We start from the raw sequence: 26,421 nt of genomic DNA, 5'->3' as shown, positions 1-26,421 counted from the left end.
CAGAATGCTCTACACGAGGTAGAGGAAAATTGAGCGATCGACGCACGGAGATCCTCGACGCGGCGCTGCATGTGCTGGCGGAGCAGGGCATGCGAGGCCTCACTCATCGGGCGGTCGATGCTGCCGCCGGAATCCCGCCCGGAAGTACCTCCTACTACTTCCGCAGCCGCTCCGCCCTGGTCGCCGGGTGCGTCGAGCGGCTGCTGGAGATCGACGTGCAGGTCGACCTGCCGGTGGTGCGGTCCGGAGCGACGGACGTCACGAGCCTCGCGGCGGTGCTCGCTTCCGTCTGCGTCGCGATGGTGACGGAGGAGCGGTACCGCACCCTGGCCCGCTTCGAGCTGACGCTTGCGGCAGTGCGTGATGAGCACCTGCGTGCCGAGTTGCTGCGGGGCGGGGACACGATCCGCCGCCTGACCGCGGACCTGGTGCGCCCCCTCGGAGCGACGGACCCCGACCGGTCTGCCGATGAGCTGGCTGCCACGCTCGACGGACTGATCCTCACTGCCCTGGTGCGGGGTACGCAGGACGAGTCGGCGCTGGCTTCCTGGTTGCGCACGGCGCTGGAGCGCGCGCTGCGGGCCCAGCCCGGGGTCGGGCTCGGAAGATCTTCTCCAGACGGCTGATCCACTCCTCCCGGCCGTCCCACAGCGTGTCGTAGTACGAGGGCTCGAACTCGGGACCGGCCGCTCACGGGGGGTCGGGCCAGGGGTCCACCACCAGGTCGGGCCATTCCCGCTGCCAGCGCCGGGCCTTCGCCTCGTAGACCGCTCGCGGCGCCAGTCGTGGGTTCGGGCGGACCCGCTTCGTGAACAGGTCGGCGTATCCATGCGGCGCATAGTCGACCAGCTCGCCGCCGACTGTCCGCGAGACACCGAAGCAGCAGGTCGTGGACGCGAAGTGGTCGATCGCGTCGGTCGAGCCGGTGAAACGGACGCCCGGGACGCCGAACCGGGCCTCGTACCAGAGGTGGACGCGTGCCTCGTTGCGCACCTCGACCGTCACCCCCAGGTCGGCGAACAGACCGTGGGCCCGGCGGATCACCGCGTCCTCGGCCTCGTAGGACAGGTCCGAGGAGTCGTAGTAGAAGAAGTCGTAGTCGGCGATGCCGGCTCCGGGGTCCCGCCCGTCCAGCACGTTCCACACGGTCTGGAACACCGCCCCGGCGGTCAGCCACCAGTCCGGGACGCCGAGTGCCGCCCCGCGGAGAAGGATCGCCTCGTTCACCGGGTTCCGGCGGACGAGGGCCAGGAAACGGTCGCGCTGCTCCACGGGAGCAGTCTGTCGGGCGGGGTCAGCCCGCCCGCGGAGGCGGCGCGGCGTTCCGCAGGCGGATGCCGCTGAAGCCCAGGGTGCTGGTGATCACCGCCGCCCAGAAGTCGTGCAGGTGCGGCAGCACCCGGAGCTGGATGCCAGCGGCCTCGTGGAGTGCGAGCAGGTCGCCGACGGGTTCGGGCGGCCCGAGCGGCCGGACGGTGTGCCTGGAGATGTGAGCGGCGGGCTCCGGGGTGCCGATGGGCTCGAACCGGTCGGCGGGCAGGCGGTAGGCGAAGAGCCGGACCTCCCGGATGCGGTCGAGCCACCGGTACTCGACGGCGTGCACCCGGCGTCCGCTCCCGAGGCCGAGGATGCGCTCGGCGTCGGAGGCGCTCGTGCCGTCGGTCACCCAGGCCATCGCGCGCGGGCACTGCCGGGGGAACCAGTACGACGGCGCCCGCTCCGCGTCGACCGCCCACACCCGGGCCGTGGGGTCGGCGGCCGTCGCGGCGACGTGGGGAACGAACGTGGTGATCGTCGGATCCTCCGAGAAGTGGAGTACCTCGCCGTCGCGCGGACGCATGGTCGTCCCTCCGGTGGTCGGTGCCTCAGCTCACCGTGCCGGACCCGGTGCGGGAAGGGCCGCCGGGCGTTCGAGGTAGCTGTCGTCCGGGCGGACGAAGCCGAGCCGCTCGTACAGGGTGTGGGCGTCACGGGTGTGCAGCGCCCACCGGAACAGCCGTCCGGGGCCACCGTCGACCATGAACCGGACCAGCTCGACCCCGAGGCCGCCGCCGCGCGCCGACGGCTCGACGAACACGTCGGCCAGGTAGGCGAACGACACACCGTCGGACACGGCCCGGGCGAAGCCCACCATGCGTCCGGACGCGGTCTCGTAGGCGGCGGCGACCCGCCAGGCGCCCTCGATCTGCTGCTCCACGTGGCCCCGCTCCCGCCACCGGCCCCAGTACGCCTCCGTGGACAGGAACTGCCACACCACGTCCCGGTCGACCCGCTTCGGGTCGTCGTCCAGCTCGAACGCTCCGAACTCGAAGATCACGGGAGGACTCTGCCATCCGGTCCCCGCACGGCGTTCGGGAGGACGGAGCGGGAACGAGCCGATACCGTGGTCAGGGATCGATCGAGACCCACCGCGGAGGTCGCTGTGGCCCAGGCCCTGTCGTTGCTGGACTTCCTCCGTGGCCTCCGGAACGACGACGCCTTCCGTTCCGCGTTCACCGCGGACCCCGGTGCCACCTTGGCCGAGCACGGGCTGGGCGACCTGAGCCCCTACGACGTCCACGATGCACTGGTGTTGATGGAGGACACCGAGACCGCCGAGTTCAGCCCCGACTTCACCAGCGCCGGAGCCCACCTGACGCCGCCACCTCCGGACGGCAGCAGCGACGCGCACCAGTACCTCAGCGCGTATCTCGACCCCGACGCCGACATCGAGCCGCGGTTCGCATCGGGCAGCGCGGACAGCGGCGGGTACGCAACCGGCGCCGACGACACCATCGCTTTCGGCGAGGGTGCCGCCACCGTCACCGGCGGCATCGACGACGATCCCGAGCCGGCCTACGGGCTCGACGGCGGCGCCCAGCCCACGGCCGAGGGCGACGTCGACCTGGGCGCGCCTGCCGACGACGCCGCCGAGTTCCCGGCCACTCCTGAGCACGCCGATGATCCCCATGCCGACCGGTTCGCCCCGGCCGATCACGCCGACGGCGAGCACCACGCCCCGATCGTCTGAGCCCGCCCCGGGCCCCTGCCGTCAGAACCCGTCCGGCCCGCGCTTCGGCGTGACGCTGCTGATCCGGTCGGCCAGCTCCGCCGGCACCTCCCAGTCCCCGGGGGCGCCGGACGCGCACGAGTCGTGGGCGGCGGCCGCGGCGATCACCGCCGCCGCGTCTCCCGCGTCCAGCCCCGAGAACCGGACGCGCGCCTTGCCCGGCCCGTCGATCGCCGCGACGCCGTGGTCGGGGCAGCCGCCGAGGCACTGCACGTTCCGCACGGCGACCAGCGAACCGGCGGGATGGTCGGCGATCGCCTCGGCGAGCGCCCGGCCGAAGTCGCCGGTGGCGCGGCTGTCATAGCGGGGGCAGGTGCGGCAGATCAGCAACGTCATCGCAGATCCCGGGACGTGGGGACCACCGCACGTGGCAGCCGGTCAGGCGGAGGCGGCCACGTTGCGGTCGGCGCTGCCCGGGTTGGGCGGCGTCGGCGCCGGCTCGTCGGCCGCCTCCTTGTGGAAGCGCCCGTCCTTCATGATGTAGTCGAGCCGGTCGCGGTCCTGCAGCACCGTGATGTCGGCGAGCGGGTCGCCGTCGACGAGCAGCAGGTCGGCGAGGTAGCCCGGCTGCACCTTCCCCAGCTCGTCGGGGCGGAGCATGATCTCCCCGCCCCACGCGGTGGCGGAGATGATCGCCTCCATCGGCGTGAACCCCAGCAGCTCCACGAAGTGCTCGAGGTCGCGGGCGTAGGTGCCGTGCGGGGTCCAGGCGAAGCCGTAGTCGCCGCCGGGCAGCACCCTGATGCCGCGCCGGTGCATCTCGCGCAGGCCCTTGATCGCCTGGTCGAGCTCCTTCTTGTAGCCGACGGCCTCGGCGGCCTCCTGCGGGAACCCGAACGACTCGGCCTCGTAGAGCGTGGCGACGAGCCAGTTGATGCCGGGCGCCACGAACACCCAGTCCTTGTTGGCCTCGAGCATGTCCATGCCCTCGGCGTCGGTGAAGCTGGCGTGGTAGATGATGTCGACCTTGTTCCGGACGCACATCTTCACGCTCTCGGCGCTGCGGGCGTGGGCGCAGACCCGCTTGCCGCGCCGGTGAGCCTCGGTCACCGCGGCGGCGGTCTCCTCGTCGGAGAAGTAGGTGTCCTCGGCCCGCTGGGTGCCGGTGATCTCCTCACCGGTCATCGACAGCTTGATCTGGTCGACGCCGATGTCGATCAGCTCGCGGACGGCCCTGCGCATGCCTTCGGGGCCGTCGGCGAACTTGGTGATGCTCTTGATCAACGCGCCGCCGGTGACGGCGATCTCCGGGCCGTTGGCCAGGTAGCGCGGGCCGGGGATGCGCCCTGCGTTGATCGCATCGCGGCAGACCACGTCGAGGCGGTCCTTCGCCGACGCGGCGCCGAGGCACATCGTGTAGCCGGAGTCGATGTAGGTCCGGGCCGACTCGATGCAGAACAGGAGGTGCTCCTCGACGGGCAGGGTGCCCAGGCCGTCGAGGTCGGCGCTGTTGTTCCAGCTGAAGTGCGTGTGGGCGTCGCAGAGCCCGGACATCAGGGTGCGTCCGCGGCCCTCGATCACCCGCGCGCCTTCGGTGGCACCGGGGTCTACGTCACCGACGGCGGCGATGCGGTCGTTCTCGACCAGCACGTCGCCGGGGTAGGGATCGGCTCCGGTGGAGTCGAGGATGCTGACGCCGCGGAACAGGATCTTGTTCGTCGGGACGGGCATGGTGGGCTCCTCGTCACTGAGGTGAAACGCGCTGCGGGTGGAACTACAGGAACTTGAGCAGGAGGTCGGTGGTGGCGCGCGCCGCTTCCAGCGCGGTCCAGTGCCCGACGCCGGGCAGGATCTCCACGGTCGCCGAGCCGTGCGCTGCAGCGAGCTCCTGGCTCGCCTCGGGCGGTCCGACCTTGTCGTCGGAGCCGGTGACCAGCAGCAACGGCAGGGCGGGGTCGATGGGGCCGGGATCGGTGGCGGCGGCGAGTGCCTCGCAGTTGCGGGCGTAGCCCTCGGCGTCCTGGCGCATCACGAGCTCGCGGACGAACGCCGCGACCTCCGGCCGGTCGCGCCGGGTGGTCTCGGAGACGGCATTGGCGACGACGGCCGGGGCGACGGCGGCCGTGCCCTTCTCCCGCAGGACGGCGGCGCGGTCGCGCTGGGCCTGGCGCCCGGCCTCGGCCGGCTCCCGCACCGCGCCGAGCAGCGCGAGCCCGGAGACCGTGCCGGGGTGGCGGGCGGCGAGCGCGCGCACGACGAGCGTGCCCATCGAGTGCCCGACCACCTTGGCGCTGTCGACACCGAGCTCGGTGAGAACGGCGGCGAGATCGTCGGCGTGGCTCTCCACGCTGATCCCGTCGGCCACCGGGGAGCGGCCCGCGCCCGCGGAGTCGACGCGGATCACCCGGAAGCGGTCGACGAGCGCGTCGGCCTGCACCTGGTAGAAGTTCGAGGTGCCCCCGAGGCCGTGCACGAGCAGCACGGCGGGGCCGTCCCCCTCGACCTCGACGGCGAGTTCCTTACCGTTGACCTGCACAGTGGTCCTTTCTCAGCGGATGCGGTTGGACAGCGTGCCCAGGCCGGTGACCGTGATCTCGACGACGTCGCCGCTGGTGAGGAAGCGCGGCGGGTCGAAACCGAGGCCGACCCCGGCGGGCGTGCCGGTGGCGATGAGGTCGCCGGGCAGCAATGTGGTGCCTGCGGAGATCGTGGCGATCAGCTCGGGCACGTCGAAGATCAGGTCCTTCAGCGGCGCGAACTGGCGGCGCTCCCCGTTGACGGTGGTCTCGAGCTCGAGCGCGGTGACGTCGCCGATCTCGTCGGCCGTGACGGCGTAGGGCCCCATCGGGCAGTGGGTGTCGAACGACTTGCCCAGCAGCCACTGCTTGTGGTCGCGCTGCACGTCCCGCGCGGTGACGTCGTTGATGATCGTGTAGCCCCACACGTGGCTGTAGGCGTCCTCGCGCGAGATGCCGCGGCCGCCCTTCCCGATGATCGCGGTGAGCTCACCCTCGTAGTCGAGCTCGGAGGTGGGGCCGGGGTCGACGAGAGCGCCTGGACCGGTCACGGCCGTGGTGGCCTTCGTGAACATGATCGGCTTGTCCGGGATGGCCTCGGAGCGGCTCGGGGTGTCGTAGCCGCTGCGGCCGAACTCCGCGGCGTGTTCGCTGTAGTTCTTGCCGACGCACCAGATGTTGCGGCGGGGCTCGGGGATCGGTGCCTGCAGCTCGACGGACTCCAGCGGCAACGCCTCCTGCTCGCCGGCCCGCTCGCGCAGAACCGGGCCGAGGTCGTCCCACGCCCCGATCACGTCGAGTACCCGGGAGCCGGCCGGGAGCAGCGCGCTGACGTCGTGGACGGCGCTCCCGTCGGCACTGATCACGCCGACCCGCGGCGCGGCCCCGGCGGAGAAGGTCACCAGCTTCATTGCTCACCAATCTCAACCAATAGGAACCAATCCGGACCTGATCGACCGTACGTCGTCCTGGCACCGCTGTCGATAGGGAGCCGGAAGTCGATCAAGCCCGCCGATTGGTCACGATTGGTTCAGCGTGCTGTACGCTGTCTGCGTGTTGGCCGTGGAGAAGTCCCTGCGTGCCCTGCTCGTGCAGGGCACGCAGGACGGCACGCTCGGTCCGGGCTCCAAGCTGCCCACGGAACGTGACCTGGTGGAGCAGCTGTCCGCCCCGCGCAGCGCGATCCGGCGCGCCCTGGACGTCCTCGAGCGCGACGGAGTGGTGATCCGGCACGTCGGGCGCGGCACCTTCCTCACCGAGGCCGGGCTCCCGCCGGCGGACGGTGCGCCGCCGGACACGAGCCCTGCCGAGATCATGCAGGTCCGGCTCCTGCTCGAGCCGCCCGTGGCGGAGCTCGCCGCCCGGGTGGCCACCCAGGCCGACCTCGACCGCATCGCCGCGTGCCTGGGTGGCGGCGAGGGCAGCGAGAGCTTCGAGGACTTCGAGGCCTGGGACGCCCGGCTGCACCGGGCCATCGCCCTCGCCGTGCACAACGGCCTGCTGATCAGCATGTTCGACGTCATGAACACCGCGCGCAGCCTGCCGGTCTGGGGCAGTCTCAAGCGCCGCACGTCGAGCCCCGACCGGCGCCGCCGCTACCACGACGAGCACACCGCCATCGTCGAGGCGCTCCGGGACCGCGACCCGCTCGGCGCCAGGGACAGCATGCGCCGGCACCTGCAGAACGTCTCCGACAACCTGCTGGGTCGGCATTGAACCTCGCCGGCCGGTCGACGTGGGGTGCCGGGGACGTATCCGGCGGCATACGGTGGAGGCATGGCACAGCGTGCACCGGAGCGGTCGACACCCCTCGACGAGCAGCTGTGCTTCGCCCTCTATGCGGCCTCCCGTGCCATGACGGGCTACTACCGGCCGCTGCTGGACACGATCGGGCTGACCTACCCGCAGTACCTGGTGATGCTCGTGCTCTGGGAGCGCGGCGACACCACCGTCAGCGGAATCGGGCAGGCGTTGCAGCTGGAGACGGGCACGCTCTCCCCGCTGCTGCAGAGGCTGGAGGCCCTCGGGTTCGTCCGGCGCACCCGGCAGCTCGGCGACCAGCGTTCGGTGCTGGTGGCGCTCACGCCGGCGGGCCACGCCCTGGAGCAGGACGTCGTCAGCACGCAGAAGCAGGTCGGGCTGGCCACCGGGCTGGGCCGCGCGGAGAGCGCCGCACTCCGCGAGCTGCTGCACGGGCTGGCCGGGCGGCTCCGCTCGGCCGCGGGCTGAGCGCCCACCCCGCATGAGCAGCTACGCGACACCCGTCTCCCGACCGCCCGCACCGGGAGGTTCCGCGTGACGGCCCGCACCCTGGACCGCCTCGCCGGGGAGCCGCTGTGGGCGCAGCTGCTGGCCGACCTCCGCCGCCGCCTCGAGCGCGACGAGTTCACCGTCGCCTTTCCCGGTGAGCTGGCACTGGTCTCCGAGTACGGCGTCAGCCGGCACACCGTGCGCGAGGCGGTGCGGCGGCTGCGGGACGAGGGGCTCGTCATCGCCGGTCGTGGCCGTACCCCGCGCCGGGCGCAGCCCGCGGAGATCGAGCAGCCGCTCGGGGAGATCTTCAGCCTGTTCTCGGCGGTGGAGGCCACCGGCCAGGTGCAGCGCAGCGTCGTGCGCACCCTCGACGTGCGTGCCGACGGCGTGGTCGCCGCCCGGCTCGGGCTGGAGGAGTCGACGCCGCTGGTGCACCTGGAGCGCCTGCGCTTCGCCGACTCCGACCCGCTGGCCGTCGACCGCGTCTGGTTGCCGGAACGGCTGGCCGCACCCCTGCTCGACGTCGACTTCAGCCGCACGGCCCTCTACACCGTCTACGCGTCCCGGTGCGGGGTGCGCGTCACCGGCGGGAGCGAGCGGGTGCGGGCGGTGGTGCCCAGCCATGCGGAGCGCGAGCTGCTCGGCATCGGCCCCGGGGTGGCCGCGTTCATGATCGACCGGCTCGGTTGTGCCGCCGAGCGGCCCGTCGAGTGGCGGCAGACCCTCGTCCGGGCCGACCGGTTCAGCGTCACCGCGCGCTTCTCGGCCAGGGACGGCTACCGGATGGACGGGGCCTGAGCCGCCGCACTAGCCCGCGGCGAACGAGACGCCGACGCCGCCCTGCGTCTGCTCGCCGTACCGCTCGATCTCGGCGTCGATGTCCAGTGCGACGGTCTTGATCGTGTCGTCCGCGGTGAGCCGGTCGGCCGGGACGAGCCAGCTGACCTCGAACTCGAGACCGTCGGGGTCGTGGGCGTAGAGCGCCTTGGTCGAGCCGTGGTCCGACGCCCCCACCAGTGCGCCGTGCTCGCTGAGCACGCCGGCGATCCGCTTCAGCTCACCGAGGGTGTCGACCTCCCAGGCCAGGTGGTACAGCCCCACCGTGCTGCGGCCGGCCGGGGACGCTCCCGCGCTGCTGCCGAGGTGGAACAGGCCCAGGTCGTGGTCGTTGGTGGACGCCTCGGCCTGCAGGAAGGCTGCGCGGCCCGGCATGTGGTTGACGACCCGGAAGCCCAGAGCCTCGGTGTAGAAGCGCACGCTCCGCTCGAGGTTGCGCACGTAGAGCACGGCGTGGTTGAGACGTTGGACGGGCATCCGGTCCTCCGACGAGTCTGTGTCGAACATGACGGTACGCCAGGAAATGTGAGGGTTCAACTTCTAGGTACGCTGGGTTGGTGGACAGTGACGAGGATCGGTGGCTTTCGGCTGATGAGCTGAAGACGTGGCTGTCCTACGTGGCCACGACGACGCTCCTCGAGGCCGCGCTGGACCGGCAGCTGCAGCGCGACTCGTCGATGTCCCATGCCTACTACCAGATCCTCGCCATGCTCTCGGACACCCCGGAGCGGAAGCTGCGGATGAGCGACCTGGCCGCGCTGACGCAGAGCTCGCAGAGCCGGCTCTCCCACGCGGTGGCCCGGCTCGAGGCCAACGGCTGGATCCGCCGGGTTCCGTGCCCCGACGACCGGCGCAGCACCTTGGCCGAGCTCACCGAGGAGGGCTTCGCCGCCCTCGCCACCGCGGCGCCGGGCCACGTCCGGAGCGTGCGCGAGGCCGTGTTCGACCGCCTGACGCCGGAGCAGGTCATCCAGCTGCGGCAGATCTGCGGCGCCATCCTCTCCGGGCTCCCGATGGAGCGCCGCGGCAAGGCGCTGCTGCACGCGATCATGGAGTACGAGCAGCACCGGGACGACTGACCGTCGGCCCCTGACCGTGGTCACGTGATCGTCGACCTCGCCTGGCAGAGTTGCCGTCCATGGGAACACTGGTGCTGCTGCGACACGGCCAGAGCGTGTGGAACGCCGAGAACCTGTTCACCGGATGGGTGGACGTGCCGCTGTCCGAGACGGGTGAGCAGGAGGCCCGCCGCGGCGGCGAGCTGATGCGGGAGACCGGGCTGCTGCCCGACGTCGTGCACACCTCCTTGCTCCGCCGCGCGATCTCCACCGCCAACCTCGCGCTCGACGCCTGCGACCGGCACTGGATCCCGGTGCGCCGCGACTGGCGCCTCAACGAACGGCACTACGGCGCGCTGCAGGGCAAGAACAAGAAGCAGACGCTGGACGAGTTCGGCGAGGAGCAGTTCATGGAGTGGCGCCGCTCCTACGACGTGCCGCCGCCGCTCATCGAGCCCGGATCCGAGTTCAGCCAGGACGGCGACCCCCGCTACCAGGGCATCGAGCTGCCGCGCACCGAGTGCCTGGCCGACGTCGTCACCCGCTTCCTGCCCTACTGGGAGTCGGCGGTCGTGCCCGACCTGCAGGCCGGCAAGGTCGTGCTGCTCGCGGCGCACGGCAACTCGCTGCGCGCACTGGTCAAGCACCTCGACGGGGTCTCCGACGCCGACATCGTGGGGCTGAACATCCCCACGGGCATCCCGCTGCGCTACGACCTCGACGACGACCTGCAGCCCACTGTGCGCGGTGGCACCTACCTCGATCCCGAGGCCGCCGCCACGGCCGCCGCGGCGGTGGCGGCACAGGGGCGCTGACCACGGTCCGGGTCCGGGCCACCCGTGTCTGGTTCTCGACCGGGTGAACGAGCTGTGAACGACGGCCGAAATCTGTCGATCTGCGGAGTCGGCAGCATCACGACCAGCGCATGAACAGCGCTCGGGCGTGACGATCCTGCCTACGATGCCGTCGTGAACGCGCTGCTGTGCGTGGCAATCGCGGCCGGAGCGCTCGTGCTCGGTCTCGTGCTCGGGGTCCGATGGGGCCGCCGGGGCGATGACGCCACCCCGGCCAGAGCGGAACCCGTTCCCGGCCCGCCCATGGCGGACCTCCTCCAGCGGGTGTTCCGGTCGGCCGACGAGGGACTGGCGGTACTGAACCGCGGCGGCGAGGTGGTGCTGCACAACGGACGCGCCGTGGAGCTCGGCGTCGTCCGGCTGGGGCGCCCCGATGCCCGCGCGGCCGCCGCCTGCCAACAGGTGCTGGAGTCCGGGTCGTCGATGGCCGTGGACCTCTCGCCGCTCGACCACCGCGGCCGCGAGCCCGCTGCCGTGCTCGCCCACGTGCGCCCGCTCGGCGACGGCTTCAGCATGGTCGAGGCGGGCGACACGTCCGACGCGGTGCGGCTGGAGGCCACCCGGCGGGACTTCGTGGCCAACGTCAGCCACGAGCTCAAGACCCCGGTTGGCGCCGTCGGGCTGCTGGCCGAGGCGGTGCTCGACGCCGCTGACGATCCGGTGGAGGTGCGCCGGTTCGGCACGAAGATCCTCAACGAGGCCACCCGCCTGGGCAACCTCGTCACCGAGCTGATCGCGCTCTCCCGGCTCACCGGGGCCGAGCGGCTGCCCGAGATGGGCGTCGTCGACGTCGACGAGGTCGTGCGCGAGGCGCTGGCCCGCTCCCGGCTCTCCGCCGAGTCCGCGCGGATCGAGATCATCGTCGACCGGCCGACCGGGCTGGAGGTCGAGGGAGACCTGACGCTGCTCGTCACCGCGCTGTCGAACCTCGTCGAGAACGCCATCGCCTACTCCCCGCCAGAGGCCTCGGTGTCGGTCTCGCGGCGCCGGGAGGGCGGCTGGGTGGAGATCGCCGTCACCGACCGCGGCATCGGCATCGCCCCCGAGCACCAGAAGCGGGTCTTCGAGCGGTTCTTCCGCGTCGACCCGGCCCGCTCGCGCGCCACCGGGGGCACCGGCCTCGGCCTCGCGATCGTCAAGCACGTGCTCGCCAACCACGGTGGCGAGGTCCGGCTCTGGAGCAGCCCCGGCACCGGGTCGACCTTCACCATGCGGCTGCCCGTCCACGCCGAGCCCGACGACGAGACCGGCGCCGAAGCCATCGACACCACCACCCCGGCCGACCTTGCCCGGCGGCCAGCCGAACTGCCCGACCGCGTCGGGGGAGCTGTGAGGATGCCATGACCAGAGTGCTCATCGTCGAGGACGAGGAGTCGTTCGCCGACCCCCTCGCGTTCCTGCTCCGCAAGGAGGGGTTCACCACCGCCGTCGCCGCCACCGGCCAGGACGCGCTCGAGGAGTTCGACCGCAACGGCGCCGACATCGTGCTGCTCGACCTCATGCTGCCCGGCATGAGCGGCACCGACGTCTGCAAGGCGCTCCGCACCCGCTCCACCGTCCCGGTGATCATGGTCACGGCCCGGGACAGCGAGATCGACAAGGTCGTCGGCCTCGAGCTCGGAGCCGACGACTACGTCACCAAGCCCTACTCCGCGCGGGAGCTCATCGCCCGCGTCCGCGCCGTCCTGCGCCGCGGTGGCGAGGGCGCCACCGAGGTCGACGGCCTGCCCGGCGTGCTGGAGGCCGGCCCGGTGCGGATGGACGTCGAGCGGCACGTCGTGTCGGTCAACGGCGACGACGTGGCGCTGCCGCTCAAGGAGTTCGACCTGCTCGAGTACCTGCTGCGCAACGTCGGCCGGGTGCTCACCCGCGGACAGCTGATCGACCGGGTCTGGGGTGCCGACTACGTCGGTGACACGAAGACCCTCGACGTCCACGTGAAGCGGTTGCGTTCCAAGGTCGAGGCCGACCCCTCGGCGCCCAAGCACCTGGTGACCGTCCGTGGCCTGGGGTACAAGTTCGAGGGCTGACAGCCCGGCCGAGACGCCCTGACCGAGCGGCCGCCTTTCCTGCCGTTTCCTCCGACTCCCGGATCCTCCGCACGAATTCGGTGATCGGAATCGGTGGGGTGATTGACGGCGCCGATGGCCGGACCGGCGGGGATCTTTTCCGCCGGAAGGCGCGCGAAACCTCCTCGCTGGTCTTCTGGTGCTGTGGCCGTCGTGTTTGTCCTAGACGTCACGTTCATGCTGGTGGGGCGGATACGGGCGAACCATCACGTCATGTTCGATCACACCCGGCACGCCGACCGGATCGGCACGGCGCCTTTCGGGGTGGACGGGTCGTCCCGCGGGAACCGCCCGGATGCCGGCGGTGACGGTGTCGTTTCCCGATCACTCGGACGGCGGTCGACCCGGCGTCGAGCGCTGCGATCACGTCCGGGACGACGCAGTCGGAGTACTCACCCGCGGCTGAACGAAGGACCGGAGCCATTCATCCGGACCAGCCACGTCGATACGATCACCCCGAATTGCGCCTAAAACCTGATTCTGGCGCGCGGCTCTAGCGATATGAGGGCCTTCTGGGAGACCCTGAGTCGTCGTCGTGGCGTGGCCACAATCGGCGACGTCCATTCGGGCAAGATCCGATCGCGCAGATCACGGAGTTCGTGATGTTGCGGTGGATCGCGGCCAGAAGGAGGACGGTGTTGACCACATCAAAGGCGGACGAAACCGACATCGAACCGGGCCTGCGGGACATCCCCGAACTCTCGATGATCACCTTGAGAATCAACGGGACCAAGCGGGATCTCGAGGTGGATACGCGCACGACGCTGCTCGACGCGCTGCGGGAACATCTGGGACTGACGGGCACCAAGAAGGGATGCGACCACGGGCAGTGCGGCGCCTGCACGGTGCTCGTCAACGGTCGGCGCATCAACTCCTGCCTGACGCTCGCCGTGATGCACGAGGACGACGAGATCGTGACGATCGAGGATCTGGGTGAGCCCGGGCACCTGCACCCCCTGCAGGCGGCGTTCGTCGAGTGCGACGGCTTCCAGTGCGGCTACTGCACGTCGGGTCAGATCTGTTCCGCCGTCGGCATGCTCGCCGAGGCGGCGGCCGGTTGGCCCAGCCATGCCACGGCAGACGTGTCGTCCTCGCAGATCGCGTTGACCGATGAGGAGATCCGCGAGCGGATGAGCGGCAACGTCTGCCGGTGCGCCGCCTACCCGAACATCGTCGCGGCCATCCGGGTCGTCGCCGAGGGGGGCCCCGCATGAGGCCCTTCACCTACGAGCGGGCGACGGATGTGCCGGGCGCGTGCGCCGCCGCGTCCAGACCGGGTGCGACGTTCATCAGCGGCGGCACCAACCTGCTCGATCTGATGAAGCTCGAGATCGAGCGGCCGAGCCATCTGGTGGACATCAGCAGGCTGCCCCTGGCCGACGTCGACGAGCTGCAGGACGGCGCACTGCGGATCGGTGCCCAGGCGGCTAACTCGGACGTGGCGGCCGACCCGCGGGTGCGTACCCGGTACCCGGTGCTGAGCCAGGCGCTGGTGGCCGGCGCCTCGGGTCAGCTGCGCAACAAGGCGTCCGTCGGCGGCAACCTGGTGCAGCGCACCCGGTGTCCCTACTTCTACGACACGGCCGCCGGCTGCAACAAGCGGGATCCCGGCTCCGGCTGTTCGGCGATCGGCGGGTTCAACCGGATACACGCGGTACTGGGCGCCAGCGACTCCTGTATCGCCACCAACCCCTCGGACATGGCCGTCGCGATGAGCGTGCTGGACGCCCAGATCGAGCTGCTCGACGCCGACAGGTCCGTGCGCCGCGTCGACATCGCGGACTTCCATCGCCTGCCGGGTGACACGCCGCATGTCGAGACCGTTCTGCGGCCGGGCGAGATGATCACGGCGGTGATCCTGCCCCCGCCTCCGCCGGGTCGGCAGCTCTACCGCAAGGTGCGCGACCGCGCGTCCTACGAGTTCGCGCTGGTCTCCGTGGCAGCGATCGTCGCCACGGACCGCGGGACGATCAGCAGTGCCCGCGTGGCGTTCGGCGGCGTGGCGCACAAGCCATGGCGGTCCGCGGATGCCGAGGCCGCCCTGACGGGCCGTCCCGCCACGATGGCCACCTACCGCGCCGCCGCCGAGACGGCGATGCGCGACGCCGTCGGGCAGGGCCAGAACGACTTCAAGATCGACCTGGCCCGGCGCACGCTCTGCCGCACGCTCGTGCAGGCGGCCCAGGCGAGCTGAGGAGGCCACGATGATCGGACAGGCTCTCAACCGCGTCGACGGCCCGCTGAAGGTCACCGGCGGGGCCACGTACGCCTACGAGTTCCGGGACGGCGACCAGCCCCTCTACGGCTTCGTCGTCGGGGCGACGATCGGCAGAGGACGTATCACCGGGATCGACACCACACGCGTCGAGAGCTCCCCCGGCGTGCACCTGGTGCTGACCCACCAGAACGCGCCGGCGCAGGGCGCCCGCGACCTGTCCGTCCCCTTCGAGTACTGGCGCGCCTATCCCACGCTCAGCTCGCCCGATGTCCATCATCACGGTGAGCCCGTGGCGCTGGTCGTCGCCGCGACGTTCGAGCAGGCGCGGACGGCGGCCAATCTCGTCGATGTCGAGTACGCCGCAGAGCCGGGGTCCTACGACTTCGCGGCCTGCCAGGACCAGGCGTACGCGCCGGAGAGCCTGATCTTCGGCATCCCGGCCGACACCGCGGTGGGCGATGTCGACGCCGGGCTCCGGACCGCCGAGGTCCAGGTCGACGAGTGGTACACCACGCCGTACGAGTTCTCCCAGCCGATGGAGCCGCCGGCGTGCCTGGTGGTACCGGATGGCGACGACCTGGTCGTGTACACCAGCTGCCAGATCGTCGACGCGGCTCGTGCCTCGATCGCGGCCACCCTCGAGCTCGACCCGGAGCGGGTTCACGTCGTCACGCAGTACGTCGGCGGTGGTTTCGGTTCCAAGCTGCGGATCCACGGCGAGACGATCCTGGCGGCCATGGCCGCCAGGGCTCTGCAGCGGCCGGTCAAGGTGGCGCTGACCCGGCAGCAGATGTTCAGCTCCGTCAGCGTGCGTCCCACCTCCAGTCAGCGGGTCCGGCTCGGTGCGGAGCGCGACGGCCGGCTGGTCGCGATCGCGCACGAGGTCACGATGCACACCAACCGGCACGTGGAGTTCATCGAGCCGACCGCCACCGCCACCCGCAGCCTCTACGCCGCACCGAATCGGCTGACCAGTACCCGGCTGGTACCGCTCGACGTGCTGCGCGGTGAGGACGTCCGCGCGCCCGGCGAGGCGCCCGGTCTCCTGGTGGTCGAGTCGGCGGTGGACGAGCTGGCCCATGCGCTGGGGATGGACCCGGTCGAGCTGCGGATCCGCAACGAGCCCACTGTCGATCCTGAGCGCGGCGTGCCGTACAGCGACCGGCACCTGGTGGAGTGCCTGCGCGACGGGGCCGACCGGTTCGGCTGGGAGCGGCGCCTTCCCGAGCCCGCGCGTCGACGCGACGGGCGATGGCTGGTCGGCTACGGCGTGGCCGCCGCCATCCGGGTGCACCTGCAAGGCCCGACCAAGGCGGCGGTGCGGTTGGGGCCGGACGGGATCGCCGTCGTCGAGTCGGACATGACCGACATCGGCACGGGGACCTACACGATCCTGACGCAGGTGGCGGCCGAGGGGCTCGGCCTGCCGCCCGACCGGGTGCGGGTCGAGCTCGGCCGTTCCGAGTTCCCGCCCAGCGTGGGCTCCGGCGGATCGTGGGGAGCAGGCAACTCGAGCACCGCGGTCCATCACGCGTGCACGGCGCTGCGGGAGAAGCTGCTGGCCGCGGCGAGCAGCGATGCGCGCTCCCCGCTGCACGGCCTGGACACGGCAGGCGCGGTGTTCTCGGGCGGGAGCGTGAGCATCGACGGCGCGTCCGAGGCGCTCGGCGAGATCGTCACGCGCAACTGTCCCGAAGGCCTCGAGGCGGAAGGGGAGACCGTCCTGCTGACGGAGGAGCCGAACTACGGGGCGTACGCGATCCACACCTACGGCGCCCACTTCGCCGAGGTGGGCGTCGACGCCGACACCGCCGAGATCCGGCTCCGGCGGATGCTGGGCGTGTTCTCGGTGGGGCGCGTCCTCAACGCCAAGACGGCGCGCTCGCAGCTGATCGGCGGCATGATCTGGGGCGTGAGCCAGGCCCTCGCGGAAGAGGGGGTCGTGGACATGCGGTCCGGCGGCTTCGTCAACCGGGATCTCGCGCAGTACCTGGTGCCCGTCCACGCCGACATTCCCGAGATCGACGCCGTCATGCTCGACGGGTCCGACGACAAGGCCAACGTCCTCGGCGTGAAGGGACTCGGTGAGCTGGGCATCTGCGGGGCCGGTGCGGCGGTCGCCAACGCGGTGTTCAACGCCACCGGGGTGCGCGTGCGTGATTTTCCGATCACCATCGAGAAGGTGCTGCCGGGTCTGCCGCTCACCGAGGTCTGACGCAACAGACGCCGACGTCAGAGGCATGAACGAAAGCCGATGGTGGCTACCGGTGACTGTTCGTTGCTCGTTGTCACGGGTTCGGTCACGAGTACGTCACGTGCGCGCAGTAGCCTGATCACGTGCGCCTCGGTGTGCTTGACGTCGGTTCCAACACCGTCCACCTCCTCGTGGTGGACGCGCATCGTGGTGGCCACCCCACGCCGATGACGTCGGACAAGGTCGAACTGCGGCTGGCGGAGCACCTCGATCCGGCGGGCGCGCTCACCGCGGCAGGTGCCGAGGCACTGGTGGGAGCCGTGCAGCGGGCGAGCGCCGCGGCGGCCGAAGCCGGCTGCGCCGACCTGCTCGCGTTCGCCACCTCGGCCCTGCGCGACGCCACGAACTCCTCGGCGGTACTGGCCGAGGTGCGCCACCGCACGGGGGTCTCCCTCGAGGTGCTCCCGGGCGAGGACGAGGCCCGCTACACCTTCCTCGCCGTGCGTCGCTGGTACGGCTGGTCGGCGGGCAGGCTGCTCGTGCTCGACATCGGGGGTGGGTCGCTGGAGCTTGCGGCCGGGCTCGACGAGCACGCCGACGTCGCCGAGTCGCTGCCGATGGGCGCCGGACGGCTCACCCGTCAGTGGTTCCACTCCGACCCGCCGTCCCGCCACGAGATCGACCGGCTCCGTGAGCACGTCGACGCCCAGCTCGCTCCCGTGGCCCGCCGGCTGCGCCGGGCCGGGGCGCCGGATCTCGCCGTCGGCACGTCCAAGACGTTCCGTTCACTGGCCCGGCTCACGGGCGCGGCACCCTCGAGTGCTGGTCCGCGGGCACGCCGGGTGCTCACGCGGGTGGGGTTGCGGCAGCTCGCCGCGTTCATCACCCGGATGTCCTCCGGCGACCTGGCCGAGCTCGAGGGCGTCAGCCCCAGCCGGTCCCATCAGCTGGTGGCCGGGGCACTGGTCGCCGAAGCGGCGATGCGGGCGTTACAGGTCTCCCAGCTCGAGATCTGCCCGTGGGCGTTGCGGGAGGGTGTCATTCTCCGCAGACTCGACACGCTCGATGGAATGTCCCGTATAGACCGCTCGGCGCAGGAAGCCCTGGGTGGACTTGGTAGCTTGACCTCGTACGAGGCACGGTGGACTGGATGAGTTCCGATACCGACCACCCGCGTCAGCGCACCGTCGCCGAGCTGCTCGCCGAGCACGGCGACACCGGTGCGACCGGCCGTCGCCGTCGCCGTCGTGCCGCTGACGACGTACCGGGTGAGGAGGCTGCGCCGCCGCCCCCGTCGAGCAACGGCTCCGGGTCGTTCGCGGCGCAGTGGCAGCCGGCTGAGCCCGACCGGTCGATGTTGCGGGAACGCGTGCCGTCGCCTGCCCAGCCGGCGTCGCACCGGCAGCCGGAGCGGGAGCCGCAGCCGTGGGAGTCCGCCGGTGAGCCGCGGGAGCGCCGGGCGCGTGAGCCGCAGCCCTGGGAGGCCCAGCCCCGCGAACAGCAGCCGTGGGAGCCCCAGCCGCGTGAGAAGCAGCCGTGGGAGCCCCAGTCCCGCGAACCCCAGCCGCGCGAACCCCAGCCGCGCGAACCCCAGCCGCGCGAACCCCAGTCCCGCGAACCCCAGCCCCTCGCCCGCGAGCCCCAGCCCTGGGAGGCGCAGCCGCGCGAGCTGCCACCGCCGCGGGAGCCGCGGGCCCGGGAGCCCCAGCCGTGGGAGGCCCAGCCGCGGGAGCCGTTGGGGCGTGACCCGTTGCAGCCCCGCCAGCGTGACCAGCCGGCGTGGCAGCAGGGAACGCGGGAGCCCCTGTCCCGGGAGCCCCTGTCCCGGGAGCCCCTGTCCCGGGAGCCGCTGACCCGGGAGTCACAGGGCCGGGAGTTCCCGCCGCGCGAGCCTCAGATCCGGACGCCCCAGCCCAGGGAACCCCAGCCGCGTGACGGCCGGCGGGAGGCCGTGGCGTGGGAGTCGCGGCCCCGCGAGGCTGTGGCTCCGCCCGTCCCGAAGCCCGAGCCCGGTCGGGTCGTCCCCCCGGCGCCCCGGCCCGCCGAGCGGCCGGGTCCGGCCAACGGCCGCTCGCCGCTCGACAACCCGGTGCGGGAGCACCCCACCCAGCAGATGGCGCCCGTGCGTGACGGCCGTCCCGGCGTGCTGGACCCTCTCGCCCCCGGCCGCGCTGCGTCCCGGCGGGCCGGCGCCCCGGCAGACCTCGCCCCCTCCGGGCGCCCGGAGTACGGCGCACCCGCCGCCGGTGATCGCGATTCCGACGACGACGGGCCGCCCACGGAGATCGGCATGGCCCCCGTCGGCGCGGAGGCCTACCACCGCGACCGCACCCGCGAACGGCGCGGCGCACCCGCCGACGACGGCGGGCCGCCCACGGAGGCCTCGGCGCCCGTCGACTTCGACGACCACCCGGCCGGGCTCGGGGGCGTCGATCTCGACGACTTCCACGGCGACCAGGACGACGACCTGGAGCACGACGACCCGGACGGCGACCAGGACCAGCGGGCCGGCCGCCGTCAGCGGGCGGGCATGCAGAAGCTGGCCGACTCGGCGGGCCAGGTGTGGGCCGCGGTGGTGGCCCAGTGGATCGTCGGCGCCATCGGTGGTGCCGCGCTCTGGGTCGGCTTCCGTTTCCTGTGGCGCAGCCTTCCCGTCGTGGCACTGGCCGCGGCGGTGCTCGTCACGGTGGGTCTCGTCGTGGTCGTCCGCGCGCTCCTGCGCAACAGCGACCTGCGCACCACGGTGTTCGCCGTGCTCGTGGGCCTGCTTCTGACGGTGTCACCGGCGATTCTCGTGCTCGTGGGGAGATGACGCCCGTGCAGCCCGCGGTCCGGCCGGCGGCGCCCGTCGCCCTCTCCACCGCTTCGGTCTACCCGGAGCCCACGGCGGCGGCGTTCGAGCTGGCCGCCGAGCTCGGGTACGACGGTGTGGAGCTGATGGTCTGGTCCGACCCGGTGAGCCAGGACGTCGCCGCGGTCGCCCGGCTCGCCGACCGGTACGGCGTGCCCGTGCTGGCCGTCCACGCCCCGTGCCTCGCCGTCACGCAGCGGGTGTGGAACTCCGACCCGATCGTCCGGATCCGGCGCTCGGTGGCCGCGGCGGCCACCCTCGAGGCGCGCACCGTCGTGATCCACCCCCCGTTCCGCTGGCAGCGCCGGTACGCCAGGCAGTTCGCCGACGAGGTCGCACGCGCCGGGGAGCATGTCGACGTCTCGCTCGCGGTGGAGAACATGTTCCCGGTCGTCCGGTCCGGCGTGCGCACGGTGCCCTACAGCCCGGGGTTCGACCCCACCGCGGTCGGGCACGCGCACTACACGCTCGACCTCTCGCACACCGCGGCAGCGGGCACCGACGCGCTCGCCATGCTCGACCGGATGGGCGCCGGCCTCACCCACGTCCACCTCGCCGACGGCAGCGGGGCCGCTCGCGACGAGCACCTCGTGCCGGGTCGTGGCACCCAGCCGTGCGCCGAGGTGTGCGAGCGGCTCACCGGCAGCGGCTTCGGTGGCGTGGTCGTCGTCGAGGTGAGCACGCGCCGCTGCCGCACCCGCTACGACCGCACGGCGATGCTGGCCGAGTCGCTGCTGTTCGCACGGCTGCATCTGCAGCCCACGGCGGGAGCGCGCCGCGTGCCCAAGCCCGCCCGCTCCTCGCGGTAGACGCACCTCACACCTGCGTCCGCTGTGGCGGGGTGGCCCACGGTGATAGTTCTGTGCGGTGCTCGATGGAGACTGTCGTCCGATCGCCCGCCAGGACGTGACCCGGTGACGGCACGCGCGGACGTCCGCTCGTCGAGTGGCCCGTCGGCCCCGCCGTTCCGCGGTGCCACCGCGATCGAGGCCCTCGGGGACGGCCGGTTCGCGGCTGAGCTCGGGCACGGCTTCGTCCTGGGCGCCAAGGCGCACGGCGGCCTGCTGATGGCGCTGCTGACCAAGGCGGGGCTGGCCAGGCTCGCCGGTGACGCGCCGGGGGCGGCGCCCGACCCGCTGTCGGTGGCGGCTGACTTCCTCCGCGCTCCCGCACTCGGTCCGGTGGAGCTGACCACCGAGGTGCTCAAGCTGGGCCGCACCACCTCGGTCGTGGCGGTCCGGATGAGCCAGGACGGTACGGCGATGCTCACGGCCACGGTGACCGCGGGCCGCCTCCCCGACGACCCGCCGCGCTGGACGGACCTGCCCGACCTGGCTGCGGAGCCGCCAGCCGACGCGATCGACCCCGGCGTGGGCGAGGGGCCGCTCACGCTGGCCGGGTCCTGCGAGCTGAGGCTCGACGCCCGGACGGTCGCCCCCGAGCGAGGGGGGACGGGACAGCCCGTCGTCCGCGGGTGGGTCCGCCCGCGTGACGAGCCGACCGACGTCCTCTTCGCCGTGCTGGCAGGCGACATCCTGCCGCCGTCGGTGTTCAACCTGGGCGGCACGCTCGGCTGGGCGCCCACCGTGCAGCTCACCGCCCTGCTGCGGGCCCGGCCCGCGCCGGGCTGGCTGCGGATGGAGTCGCGGTCGAGCGCCGTTGTCGGGCCGTGGTTCGACGAGGACGTCACCGTGATCGACGCCGCGGGGCGCCTGGTCTGTCAGGCCAGGCAGCTGGCGCTGGCACCACTCGCCCGCTGACCCGACAGCCGCCCGGGCGCGGTGGCCCTGCGGGCTGCAGGGTTACCGTCAGCTCCATGACACGGATCGCTGTGCTCGGTGCGGGGAAGATCGGAGAGGCGCTGCTGGCGGGACTGCTGGCCGCGGGTCGCAGCACCGAGGAGTTGGTGTTCACCGAGCGGCACCCCGAGCGGGCCGCCGACCTCACGGCGCGGCTCGGGGTGGCAGCCGTCGACGTGGCGGGCGCCGCCGAGGTCGCCGACATCGTGGTGGTGGCCGTCAAGCCGCAGGACATCACGCCCGTCCTCGCGGAGCTGGCGCCCGCACTCCGGCCCGGGACCCTGGTGGTGTCGCTGTGTGCGGGACTGTCCACGGCCCTCTTCGAGGGTGCACTGCCTGCCGGCACGCCGGTGGTCCGGGTCATGCCGAACACCCCAATGCTGGTGGGGGAGGCGATGAGCGCGATCTCTCCGGGCAGCCACGCCACCGACGACCACCTCGCGACGGTGGAGAAGCTGCTCGTCGCGGTCGGCCGGGTCGTCCGGGTGCCCGAGTCGCAGCAGGACGCCGTCACGGCGCTCTCCGGTTCGGGACCGGCCTACTTCTTCTTCCTCGTCGAGGCGATGATCGACGCGGGGATCCTGCTCGGCCTGCCCCGAGCGGTGGCCGCCGACCTGATCGTCCAGTCGGCGTTCGGCGCGGCCCGGATGCTGCGCGAGTCGAACGACCATCCGGTGATCCTGCGGGAGGCCGTCACCTCTCCGGCCGGGACGACGATCGCCGCGATCCGCGAGCTCGAGCGCCACGGGGTGCGAGCGGCCCTCATCGCGGCGATCGAGGCCGCGCACGACCGGTCCGTGGAGCTGGGCCGGGCGGCGGAGCAACGCTGATCATTCGTACGGGGAGCGCCCGGCGGGCAGCGCTGACCCTTCGGACGGGCCCGGAGCCCGAACGGCCTAGTGATGTCACCCTGACGCGGGGCTGAATTCCGCAACGGAGTGCCCTGGGGGTGTCGAAGCCGTCACACCGGCACCGCTAAGCTCACGGGGAACATCTGGTGCCGTACCCGGCCGCAGCCGGGGACGTCCGGTGCGACCACGAAAGCGGTGATCGGATGCCGTCCGAGCCCCCTGAGATCCACCTCGCGCAGGTGCAATTCCTGACGGTGGCCGAGGTCGCGGCGATGATGCGGGTCTCGAAGATGACGGTGTACCGCCTGGTGCACGGTGGGGACCTGCCTGCCGCACGTGTCGGCCGTTCCTTCCGGGTGCCCAAGCGAGCGGTCGAGGAGTACCTCCGCACCGCCTACTTCGACGCAGGCTGACGCCGTCGGAGCACCGTTCACCGCCCGGCGGGCGCAGCGCAGTGGGAACTGCCCGGTAGAGTGGGCCCCCGGTCATCGCCCGGTCAGACGCGCGCTCGTCGCGCGGTAGCCGGCCGGGCACATCACCGCACACCAGTGGCTCGTCGCGGGCCGCTCCACGACCAGGAAGGGTCGCCACGCATGGGTTCAGTCATCAAGAAGCGCCGCAAGCGGATGTCGAAGAAGAAGCACCGCAAGCTTCTGCGCAAGACCCGCGTGCAGCGTCGCAAGCTCGGCAAGTGACGGCAGCGGCCGGCGCCATGTCGCCGGCCGCGCCGCGGTTCACCCGGCCGAGCTACGAAGTTCGCCCGGCCCGGTGTGCCCGCTCACCTCACACCCTGCGCGGCCCTGGGAGGTCTAGCATCGGTCACTCGATGCATCCGACCGCATTCCTGGGGTAGAGCCATGACGCCTTCCGTCGTGCTCGTCACGGGGGTGAGCCGTTTTCTGGGTGGCCACCTCGCTGCCCGTCTGGCGGCGAACCCCGCGATCGAGCGCGTGCTGGCCGTAGACACCGTGCCGCCCCCGCGCGATCTGCTACGCCGGATGGGCCGTGCCGAGTTCGTGCGCGCCGACATCCGCAACCCCCTGATCGCGAAGGTCATCTCCACCGCGTCGGTCGACACCGTCGTCCACGCGTCGCTCTCGGCCAACCCCGGCTCGTCCGGTGGCCGCACGGCGATGAAGGAGATGAACGTCATCGGGACGATGCAGCTCCTCGCGGCGTGCCAGAAGGCGCCGTCGGTACGCCGGATGGTGCTCAAGTCCACCACCGCCGTGTACGGCTCCAGCTCGCGCGACCCGGCCATCTTCGACGAGTCCATGACACCGAAGGACCTCCCGTCCGGCGGCTACGCGAAGGACGCCGCCGAGATCGAGGGCTATCTGCGCGGGTTCGCCCGCCGCCGTCCCGACGTGTCGGTCACGGTCCTGAGGTTCTCCAACTTCATCGGCCCGCGCATCGACACGGTGTTCACGCGCTACTTCGCGCTGCCGGTGGTTCCCACCGTGCTCGGTTACGACGCACGCGTGCAGCTGCTGCACGAGGAGGACGCGCTCGCCGTGCTCGAGCGTGCGGCCAGCGAGGAGATCCCCGGCGTCTTCAACGTCGCCGCCGACGGTGTGCTGCTGCTGTCGCAGGCCATCCGCCGGGCCGGCCGCATCCCGGTGCCCGTACCCAGCGCAGCGGTCGGGCCCGTCAGCCGCGTCTTCCGCGGCGCCCGCCTGGTCGACTTCTCCCCGGAGCAGATGCGCCTGCTCAACTTCGGCCGGGTGGTCGACAACGGCAGGCTCCGGCGCCAGTTCGGCTTCAGCCCGCGCTGGACCACGGTGCAGGCCTTCGACGACTACGTACGCGGCCGAGCGCTGCGTCCGGTCATCGGTCCGCAGCAGGTCGAGTCGCTGGAACGACGGCTCCTCGGTGCCGCGAGGTCGTTGCGATGACGCAGCGCCGCAGGCCCGTGACAGCACCAGCAGGGGCAGCACCGACAGGGACATCACCGGCAGGCACATCACCAGCAGGGGAGGGCGTCGTGTCCGAGGCCCGCATCATCCCGTTGCACGTCGACGACGAGGGCCATCCGCAGTGGCGTTCCGGCGGGCAGACCAACGGCCACACGAACGGCCACTCGAACGGCCATGCGAATGGCCATACGAACGGCCACGCCCGGCCGGCCGGCGCGGACGCCGGTACGGACCCCGGGCCTGCACCCGAGCCGGCCACCGAGGCCACCCCGCCGGCGTGGGAGGAGGCGCTCACCGAGTCGCTCGCGTTCCTGCGGCGGAGGTTCTCCGGGGACTACGCGGTGGACGACTTCGGGTTCGACGCCGACCTCACCGACAACCTGCTGCTCCCCGCGCTGCGGCCGCTGTACCAGAAGTGGTTCCGCGTGGAGACGATCGGCATGCGGAACGTCCCGGACAGCGGCGGAGCGCTCGTCGTGTCCAACCACTCGGGCACGCTGCCGCTCGACGCGTTGATGACGGCCGTGGCCCTGCACGACGACCACCCGGCCCAGCGGCACCTGCGCATGCTCGGCGCCGACTTCATGTTCCGGTTGCCGGTGGCGGGCTCGCTCGCCCGCAAGCAGGGAAGCACGCTGGCATGCACCCCGGACGCGGAACGGCTGATGTCGACGGGCGAGCTCGTCGGGGTGTGGCCGGAAGGCTTCAAGGGCGTCGGCAAGCCGTTCCGGGACCGGTACAAGCTGCAGCGCTTCGGCCGCGGTGGCTTCGTGTCGGCCGCGCTCCGTACCGGCGTGCCGATCATCCCGTGCTCCATCGTGGGTGCGGAGGAGACCTATCCGAAGATCGGGGACCTGAAGCCGCTGGCCCGGCTGTTCGGGGCGCCGTACTTCCCGGTGACGCCGCTGTTCCCGCTGCTGGGCCCGCTCGGGCTGATTCCGCTGCCGTCGAAGTGGTACATCGAGTTCGGCGAGCCCATTTACACCGACTCGATCGGTGCCGCCGAGGCGGACGACCCGATGACGGTGTTCAACCTGACCGACCAGGTGCGCGAGACCATCCAGCACACCCTCTACCGGCTGCTGAGCCAGCGGCGCAACGCGTTCCTCGGGTAGGGAGCGCAGTCACCGCTTGCGGGCCGCCAGGCCGGCGGCCACCGCCCCGGCGATGGCACCTGCGCCGATCACGGACGGCACGCCGATCCGCGCGGCCTTGCGGCCGGTGCGGAAGTCCCGGATCTGCCAGCCCCGTTCCTTGGCGACGTCCCGGAGCTCGGAGTCGGGGTTGACGGCCACCGCCGTGCCGACGGCGGAGAGCATCGGCACGTCGTTGACGGAGTCGGAGTAGGCCGTGCAGCGGCGCAGGTCGAGGCCTTCCGTGACGGCCAGCGCACGCACCGCATGGGCCTTGGCCGGACCGTGCAGGATCTCGCCGACCAGGCGCCCGGTGTACTTCCCGTCGACGCTCTCGGCCACGGTGCCGAGGGCACCGGTGAGCCCCAGCCGCCGCGCGATGATCAGGGCCAGCTCGACGGGCGTGGCGGTGACGAGCCAGACCCGCTGACCGGCGTCGAGGTGCATCTGGGCGAGCGCGCGAGTGCCGGCCCAGATGCGGTCGGCCATCAGCTCGTCGTAGATCTCCTCGCCCAGCTCGGTGATCTCCGCGACCGTGCGGCCAGCCACGAACGACAGCGCGGTGTCGCGCCCCGTGGTGGTGGAGTACGTGGTCTCGCGGCCGCCGATCCGGAACTTGATCTGTTGCCACGCGAACCCGGCGAGGTCGGCGGTGGTGAAGAACTTCCGTGCGGCCAGGCCGCGCGCGAAGTGGAAGATCGACGCGCCGACCATCATCGTGTTGTCGACGTCGAAGAAGGCAGCCGCGGTGAGGTCGGTCAGCGGGACGTCGGCCGGGCCGCTGTCGCCTGCCGCCACAGCGGCGGCCGCAGCCGCCTCACCGGCACGCACCGCCGGATCGGCCGAGGTGGCCGCGTCGAGCACGCCCGGGGTCTCCGTGGCG

General features: G+C 72.0%; 30 protein-coding genes. 21 read left to right on the top strand and 9 right to left on the bottom strand.

Going from position 1 to position 26,421, the window contains the following annotated elements:
• The first annotated feature begins 29 nt into the window (after positions 1 to 29).
• Positions 30 to 626, top strand: a complete 597-nt coding sequence (locus tag ACQPZA_RS34100) for a TetR/AcrR family transcriptional regulator (RefSeq protein ID WP_169397397.1) — start codon at positions 30 to 32, stop codon at positions 624 to 626.
• Positions 627 to 690: 64 nt separating this feature from the next.
• On the opposite strand, the gene ACQPZA_RS34095 is transcribed toward ACQPZA_RS34100, so the two are convergent.
• Genes ACQPZA_RS34095 through ACQPZA_RS34085 form a run of 3 tightly spaced genes read right to left on the bottom strand, consistent with a single transcriptional unit; the run spans position 691 to position 2,314 of the window.
• The gene (locus ACQPZA_RS34095) at positions 691 to 1,272 is read right to left on the bottom strand and encodes a nucleotidyltransferase family protein (protein WP_433276306.1); all 582 of its coding nucleotides are present in this window, start codon (positions 1,270 to 1,272) and stop codon (positions 691 to 693) included.
• A 22-nt stretch (positions 1,273 to 1,294) separates the two neighbouring features.
• Complete coding sequence (locus ACQPZA_RS34090) at positions 1,295 to 1,840, bottom strand: DUF6886 family protein (protein WP_433276304.1); 546 nt, start codon at positions 1,838 to 1,840, stop codon at positions 1,295 to 1,297.
• Positions 1,841 to 1,870: 30 nt separating this feature from the next.
• Positions 1,871 to 2,314 carry a GNAT family N-acetyltransferase gene (locus tag ACQPZA_RS34085; RefSeq protein ID WP_312859248.1) on the bottom strand — a complete coding sequence of 148 codons (444 nt, stop codon included), beginning with the start codon at positions 2,312 to 2,314 and terminating at the stop codon, positions 1,871 to 1,873.
• A 108-nt stretch (positions 2,315 to 2,422) separates the two neighbouring features.
• Here ACQPZA_RS34085 and ACQPZA_RS34080 point away from each other — a divergent pair, with 108 nt between their 5' ends.
• On the top strand, positions 2,423 to 3,010 hold the full coding sequence (locus ACQPZA_RS34080; protein ID WP_433276302.1) for an IniB N-terminal domain-containing protein: 588 nt from the start codon (positions 2,423 to 2,425) through the stop codon (positions 3,008 to 3,010).
• Between the two features lie 21 nt (positions 3,011 to 3,031).
• On the opposite strand, the gene ACQPZA_RS34075 is transcribed toward ACQPZA_RS34080, so the two are convergent.
• The 4 genes from ACQPZA_RS34075 to ACQPZA_RS34060 are packed head-to-tail and all read right to left on the bottom strand — an operon-like array spanning position 3,032 to position 6,416.
• Positions 3,032 to 3,385 (bottom strand): DUF1636 family protein, encoded by a 354-nt coding sequence (locus ACQPZA_RS34075; RefSeq protein ID WP_433276300.1) that lies wholly within the window; start codon positions 3,383 to 3,385, stop codon positions 3,032 to 3,034.
• 42 nt (positions 3,386 to 3,427) lie between these two features.
• Entirely contained in the window at positions 3,428 to 4,720 is a 1,293-nt protein-coding gene (locus ACQPZA_RS34070; RefSeq protein ID WP_169397403.1) for a metal-dependent hydrolase family protein, read from the bottom strand.
• 43 nt (positions 4,721 to 4,763) lie between these two features.
• Positions 4,764 to 5,525 carry an alpha/beta fold hydrolase gene (locus tag ACQPZA_RS34065; protein WP_433276298.1) on the bottom strand — a complete coding sequence of 254 codons (762 nt, stop codon included), beginning with the start codon at positions 5,523 to 5,525 and terminating at the stop codon, positions 4,764 to 4,766.
• A 12-nt stretch (positions 5,526 to 5,537) separates the two neighbouring features.
• Complete coding sequence (locus tag ACQPZA_RS34060; protein WP_433276296.1) at positions 5,538 to 6,416, bottom strand: fumarylacetoacetate hydrolase family protein; 879 nt, start codon at positions 6,414 to 6,416, stop codon at positions 5,538 to 5,540.
• Positions 6,417 to 6,558: 142 nt separating this feature from the next.
• On the opposite strand from ACQPZA_RS34060, the gene ACQPZA_RS34055 reads away from it, so the two are divergent.
• The 3 genes from ACQPZA_RS34055 to ACQPZA_RS34045 all read left to right on the top strand — a co-directional run bounded on the left by ACQPZA_RS34055 (position 6,559) and on the right by ACQPZA_RS34045 (position 8,556).
• On the top strand, positions 6,559 to 7,221 hold the full coding sequence (locus ACQPZA_RS34055) for a FadR/GntR family transcriptional regulator (protein ID WP_433276294.1): 663 nt from the start codon (positions 6,559 to 6,561) through the stop codon (positions 7,219 to 7,221).
• 60 nt (positions 7,222 to 7,281) lie between these two features.
• Positions 7,282 to 7,734 carry a MarR family winged helix-turn-helix transcriptional regulator gene (locus ACQPZA_RS34050; RefSeq protein ID WP_433276292.1) on the top strand — a complete coding sequence of 151 codons (453 nt, stop codon included), beginning with the start codon at positions 7,282 to 7,284 and terminating at the stop codon, positions 7,732 to 7,734.
• Between the two features lie 66 nt (positions 7,735 to 7,800).
• A complete protein-coding gene (locus ACQPZA_RS34045) occupies positions 7,801 to 8,556 on the top strand; it encodes a GntR family transcriptional regulator (RefSeq protein ID WP_433276290.1) in 756 nt (251 codons plus the stop codon).
• A gap of 9 nt (positions 8,557 to 8,565) precedes the next feature.
• Here the strand turns inward: ACQPZA_RS34045 and ACQPZA_RS34040 are convergent, their stop codons facing one another.
• Positions 8,566 to 9,102, bottom strand: coding sequence for a VOC family protein (locus tag ACQPZA_RS34040; protein ID WP_312859246.1), 537 nt, complete (start codon positions 9,100 to 9,102; stop codon positions 8,566 to 8,568).
• A gap of 50 nt (positions 9,103 to 9,152) precedes the next feature.
• On the opposite strand from ACQPZA_RS34040, the gene ACQPZA_RS34035 reads away from it, so the two are divergent.
• The 16 genes from ACQPZA_RS34035 (at position 9,153) to ACQPZA_RS33960 (ending at position 25,520) form a co-directional block, all read left to right on the top strand.
• On the top strand, positions 9,153 to 9,674 hold the full coding sequence (locus ACQPZA_RS34035) for a MarR family winged helix-turn-helix transcriptional regulator (protein WP_312859247.1): 522 nt from the start codon (positions 9,153 to 9,155) through the stop codon (positions 9,672 to 9,674).
• Between the two features lie 50 nt (positions 9,675 to 9,724).
• The gene (locus ACQPZA_RS34030; RefSeq protein ID WP_169397409.1) at positions 9,725 to 10,468 is read left to right on the top strand and encodes a phosphoglyceromutase; all 744 of its coding nucleotides are present in this window, start codon (positions 9,725 to 9,727) and stop codon (positions 10,466 to 10,468) included.
• Positions 10,469 to 10,621: 153 nt separating this feature from the next.
• Positions 10,622 to 11,851 carry a sensor histidine kinase gene (locus ACQPZA_RS34025; RefSeq protein ID WP_433276287.1) on the top strand — a complete coding sequence of 410 codons (1,230 nt, stop codon included), beginning with the start codon at positions 10,622 to 10,624 and terminating at the stop codon, positions 11,849 to 11,851.
• Positions 11,848 to 12,537 (top strand): response regulator transcription factor, encoded by a 690-nt coding sequence (locus tag ACQPZA_RS34020; RefSeq protein ID WP_169397411.1) that lies wholly within the window; start codon positions 11,848 to 11,850, stop codon positions 12,535 to 12,537. The genes ACQPZA_RS34025 and ACQPZA_RS34020 overlap by 4 nt, the downstream gene beginning before the upstream one ends.
• Before the next feature lie 743 nt (positions 12,538 to 13,280).
• Positions 13,281 to 13,790, top strand: coding sequence for a 2Fe-2S iron-sulfur cluster-binding protein (locus ACQPZA_RS34015; protein ID WP_433283103.1), 510 nt, complete (start codon positions 13,281 to 13,283; stop codon positions 13,788 to 13,790).
• Positions 13,787 to 14,770: an FAD binding domain-containing protein gene (locus tag ACQPZA_RS34010; RefSeq protein ID WP_169397413.1), complete on the top strand. Its 984-nt coding sequence runs from the start codon at positions 13,787 to 13,789 to the stop codon at positions 14,768 to 14,770. Before ACQPZA_RS34015 ends, ACQPZA_RS34010 begins: the two co-directional genes overlap by 4 nt.
• 10 nt (positions 14,771 to 14,780) lie before the next feature.
• Positions 14,781 to 17,009, top strand: coding sequence for a molybdopterin cofactor-binding domain-containing protein (locus tag ACQPZA_RS34005; protein WP_433276285.1), 2,229 nt, complete (start codon positions 14,781 to 14,783; stop codon positions 17,007 to 17,009).
• A 122-nt stretch (positions 17,010 to 17,131) separates the two neighbouring features.
• Positions 17,132 to 18,142 carry a hypothetical protein gene (locus ACQPZA_RS34000; RefSeq protein WP_433276283.1) on the top strand — a complete coding sequence of 337 codons (1,011 nt, stop codon included), beginning with the start codon at positions 17,132 to 17,134 and terminating at the stop codon, positions 18,140 to 18,142.
• Positions 18,139 to 19,800, top strand: coding sequence for a hypothetical protein (locus ACQPZA_RS33995; RefSeq protein WP_433276282.1), 1,662 nt, complete (start codon positions 18,139 to 18,141; stop codon positions 19,798 to 19,800). The genes ACQPZA_RS34000 and ACQPZA_RS33995 overlap by 4 nt, the downstream gene beginning before the upstream one ends.
• Complete coding sequence (locus tag ACQPZA_RS33990) at positions 19,797 to 20,648, top strand: sugar phosphate isomerase/epimerase family protein (RefSeq protein ID WP_433276280.1); 852 nt, start codon at positions 19,797 to 19,799, stop codon at positions 20,646 to 20,648. Before ACQPZA_RS33995 ends, ACQPZA_RS33990 begins: the two co-directional genes overlap by 4 nt.
• A gap of 105 nt (positions 20,649 to 20,753) precedes the next feature.
• Positions 20,754 to 21,599, top strand: coding sequence for a thioesterase family protein (locus tag ACQPZA_RS33985; protein ID WP_433276278.1), 846 nt, complete (start codon positions 20,754 to 20,756; stop codon positions 21,597 to 21,599).
• A gap of 56 nt (positions 21,600 to 21,655) precedes the next feature.
• Positions 21,656 to 22,468 (top strand): pyrroline-5-carboxylate reductase, encoded by an 813-nt coding sequence (proC, locus tag ACQPZA_RS33980; protein WP_433276276.1) that lies wholly within the window; start codon positions 21,656 to 21,658, stop codon positions 22,466 to 22,468.
• A gap of 224 nt (positions 22,469 to 22,692) precedes the next feature.
• Positions 22,693 to 22,902 carry a helix-turn-helix domain-containing protein gene (locus ACQPZA_RS33975; RefSeq protein WP_169399268.1) on the top strand — a complete coding sequence of 70 codons (210 nt, stop codon included), beginning with the start codon at positions 22,693 to 22,695 and terminating at the stop codon, positions 22,900 to 22,902.
• A 180-nt stretch (positions 22,903 to 23,082) separates the two neighbouring features.
• Positions 23,083 to 23,184 (top strand): 30S ribosomal protein bS22, encoded by a 102-nt coding sequence (locus tag ACQPZA_RS33970; protein ID WP_010241351.1) that lies wholly within the window; start codon positions 23,083 to 23,085, stop codon positions 23,182 to 23,184.
• 162 nt (positions 23,185 to 23,346) lie between these two features.
• Complete coding sequence (locus ACQPZA_RS33965) at positions 23,347 to 24,384, top strand: NAD-dependent epimerase/dehydratase family protein (protein WP_169399269.1); 1,038 nt, start codon at positions 23,347 to 23,349, stop codon at positions 24,382 to 24,384.
• 89 nt (positions 24,385 to 24,473) lie between these two features.
• Entirely contained in the window at positions 24,474 to 25,520 is a 1,047-nt protein-coding gene (locus ACQPZA_RS33960) for a lysophospholipid acyltransferase family protein (protein WP_433276272.1), read from the top strand.
• Between the two features lie 9 nt (positions 25,521 to 25,529).
• Here ACQPZA_RS33960 and ACQPZA_RS33955 read toward each other — a convergent pair whose 3' ends face one another.
• Positions 25,530 to 26,402 carry an HAD family hydrolase gene (locus ACQPZA_RS33955; protein WP_169399276.1) on the bottom strand — a complete coding sequence of 291 codons (873 nt, stop codon included), beginning with the start codon at positions 26,400 to 26,402 and terminating at the stop codon, positions 25,530 to 25,532.
• Positions 26,403 to 26,421: the final 19 nt, after the last annotated feature.

Source organism: Pseudonocardia xinjiangensis (assembly GCF_050948425.1).
Lineage (GTDB): Bacteria > Actinomycetota > Actinomycetes > Mycobacteriales > Pseudonocardiaceae > Pseudonocardia > Pseudonocardia xinjiangensis.
Note: the sequence above shows the minus strand (reverse complement) of the source record. Positions and strands in the feature narration are given on the sequence as shown.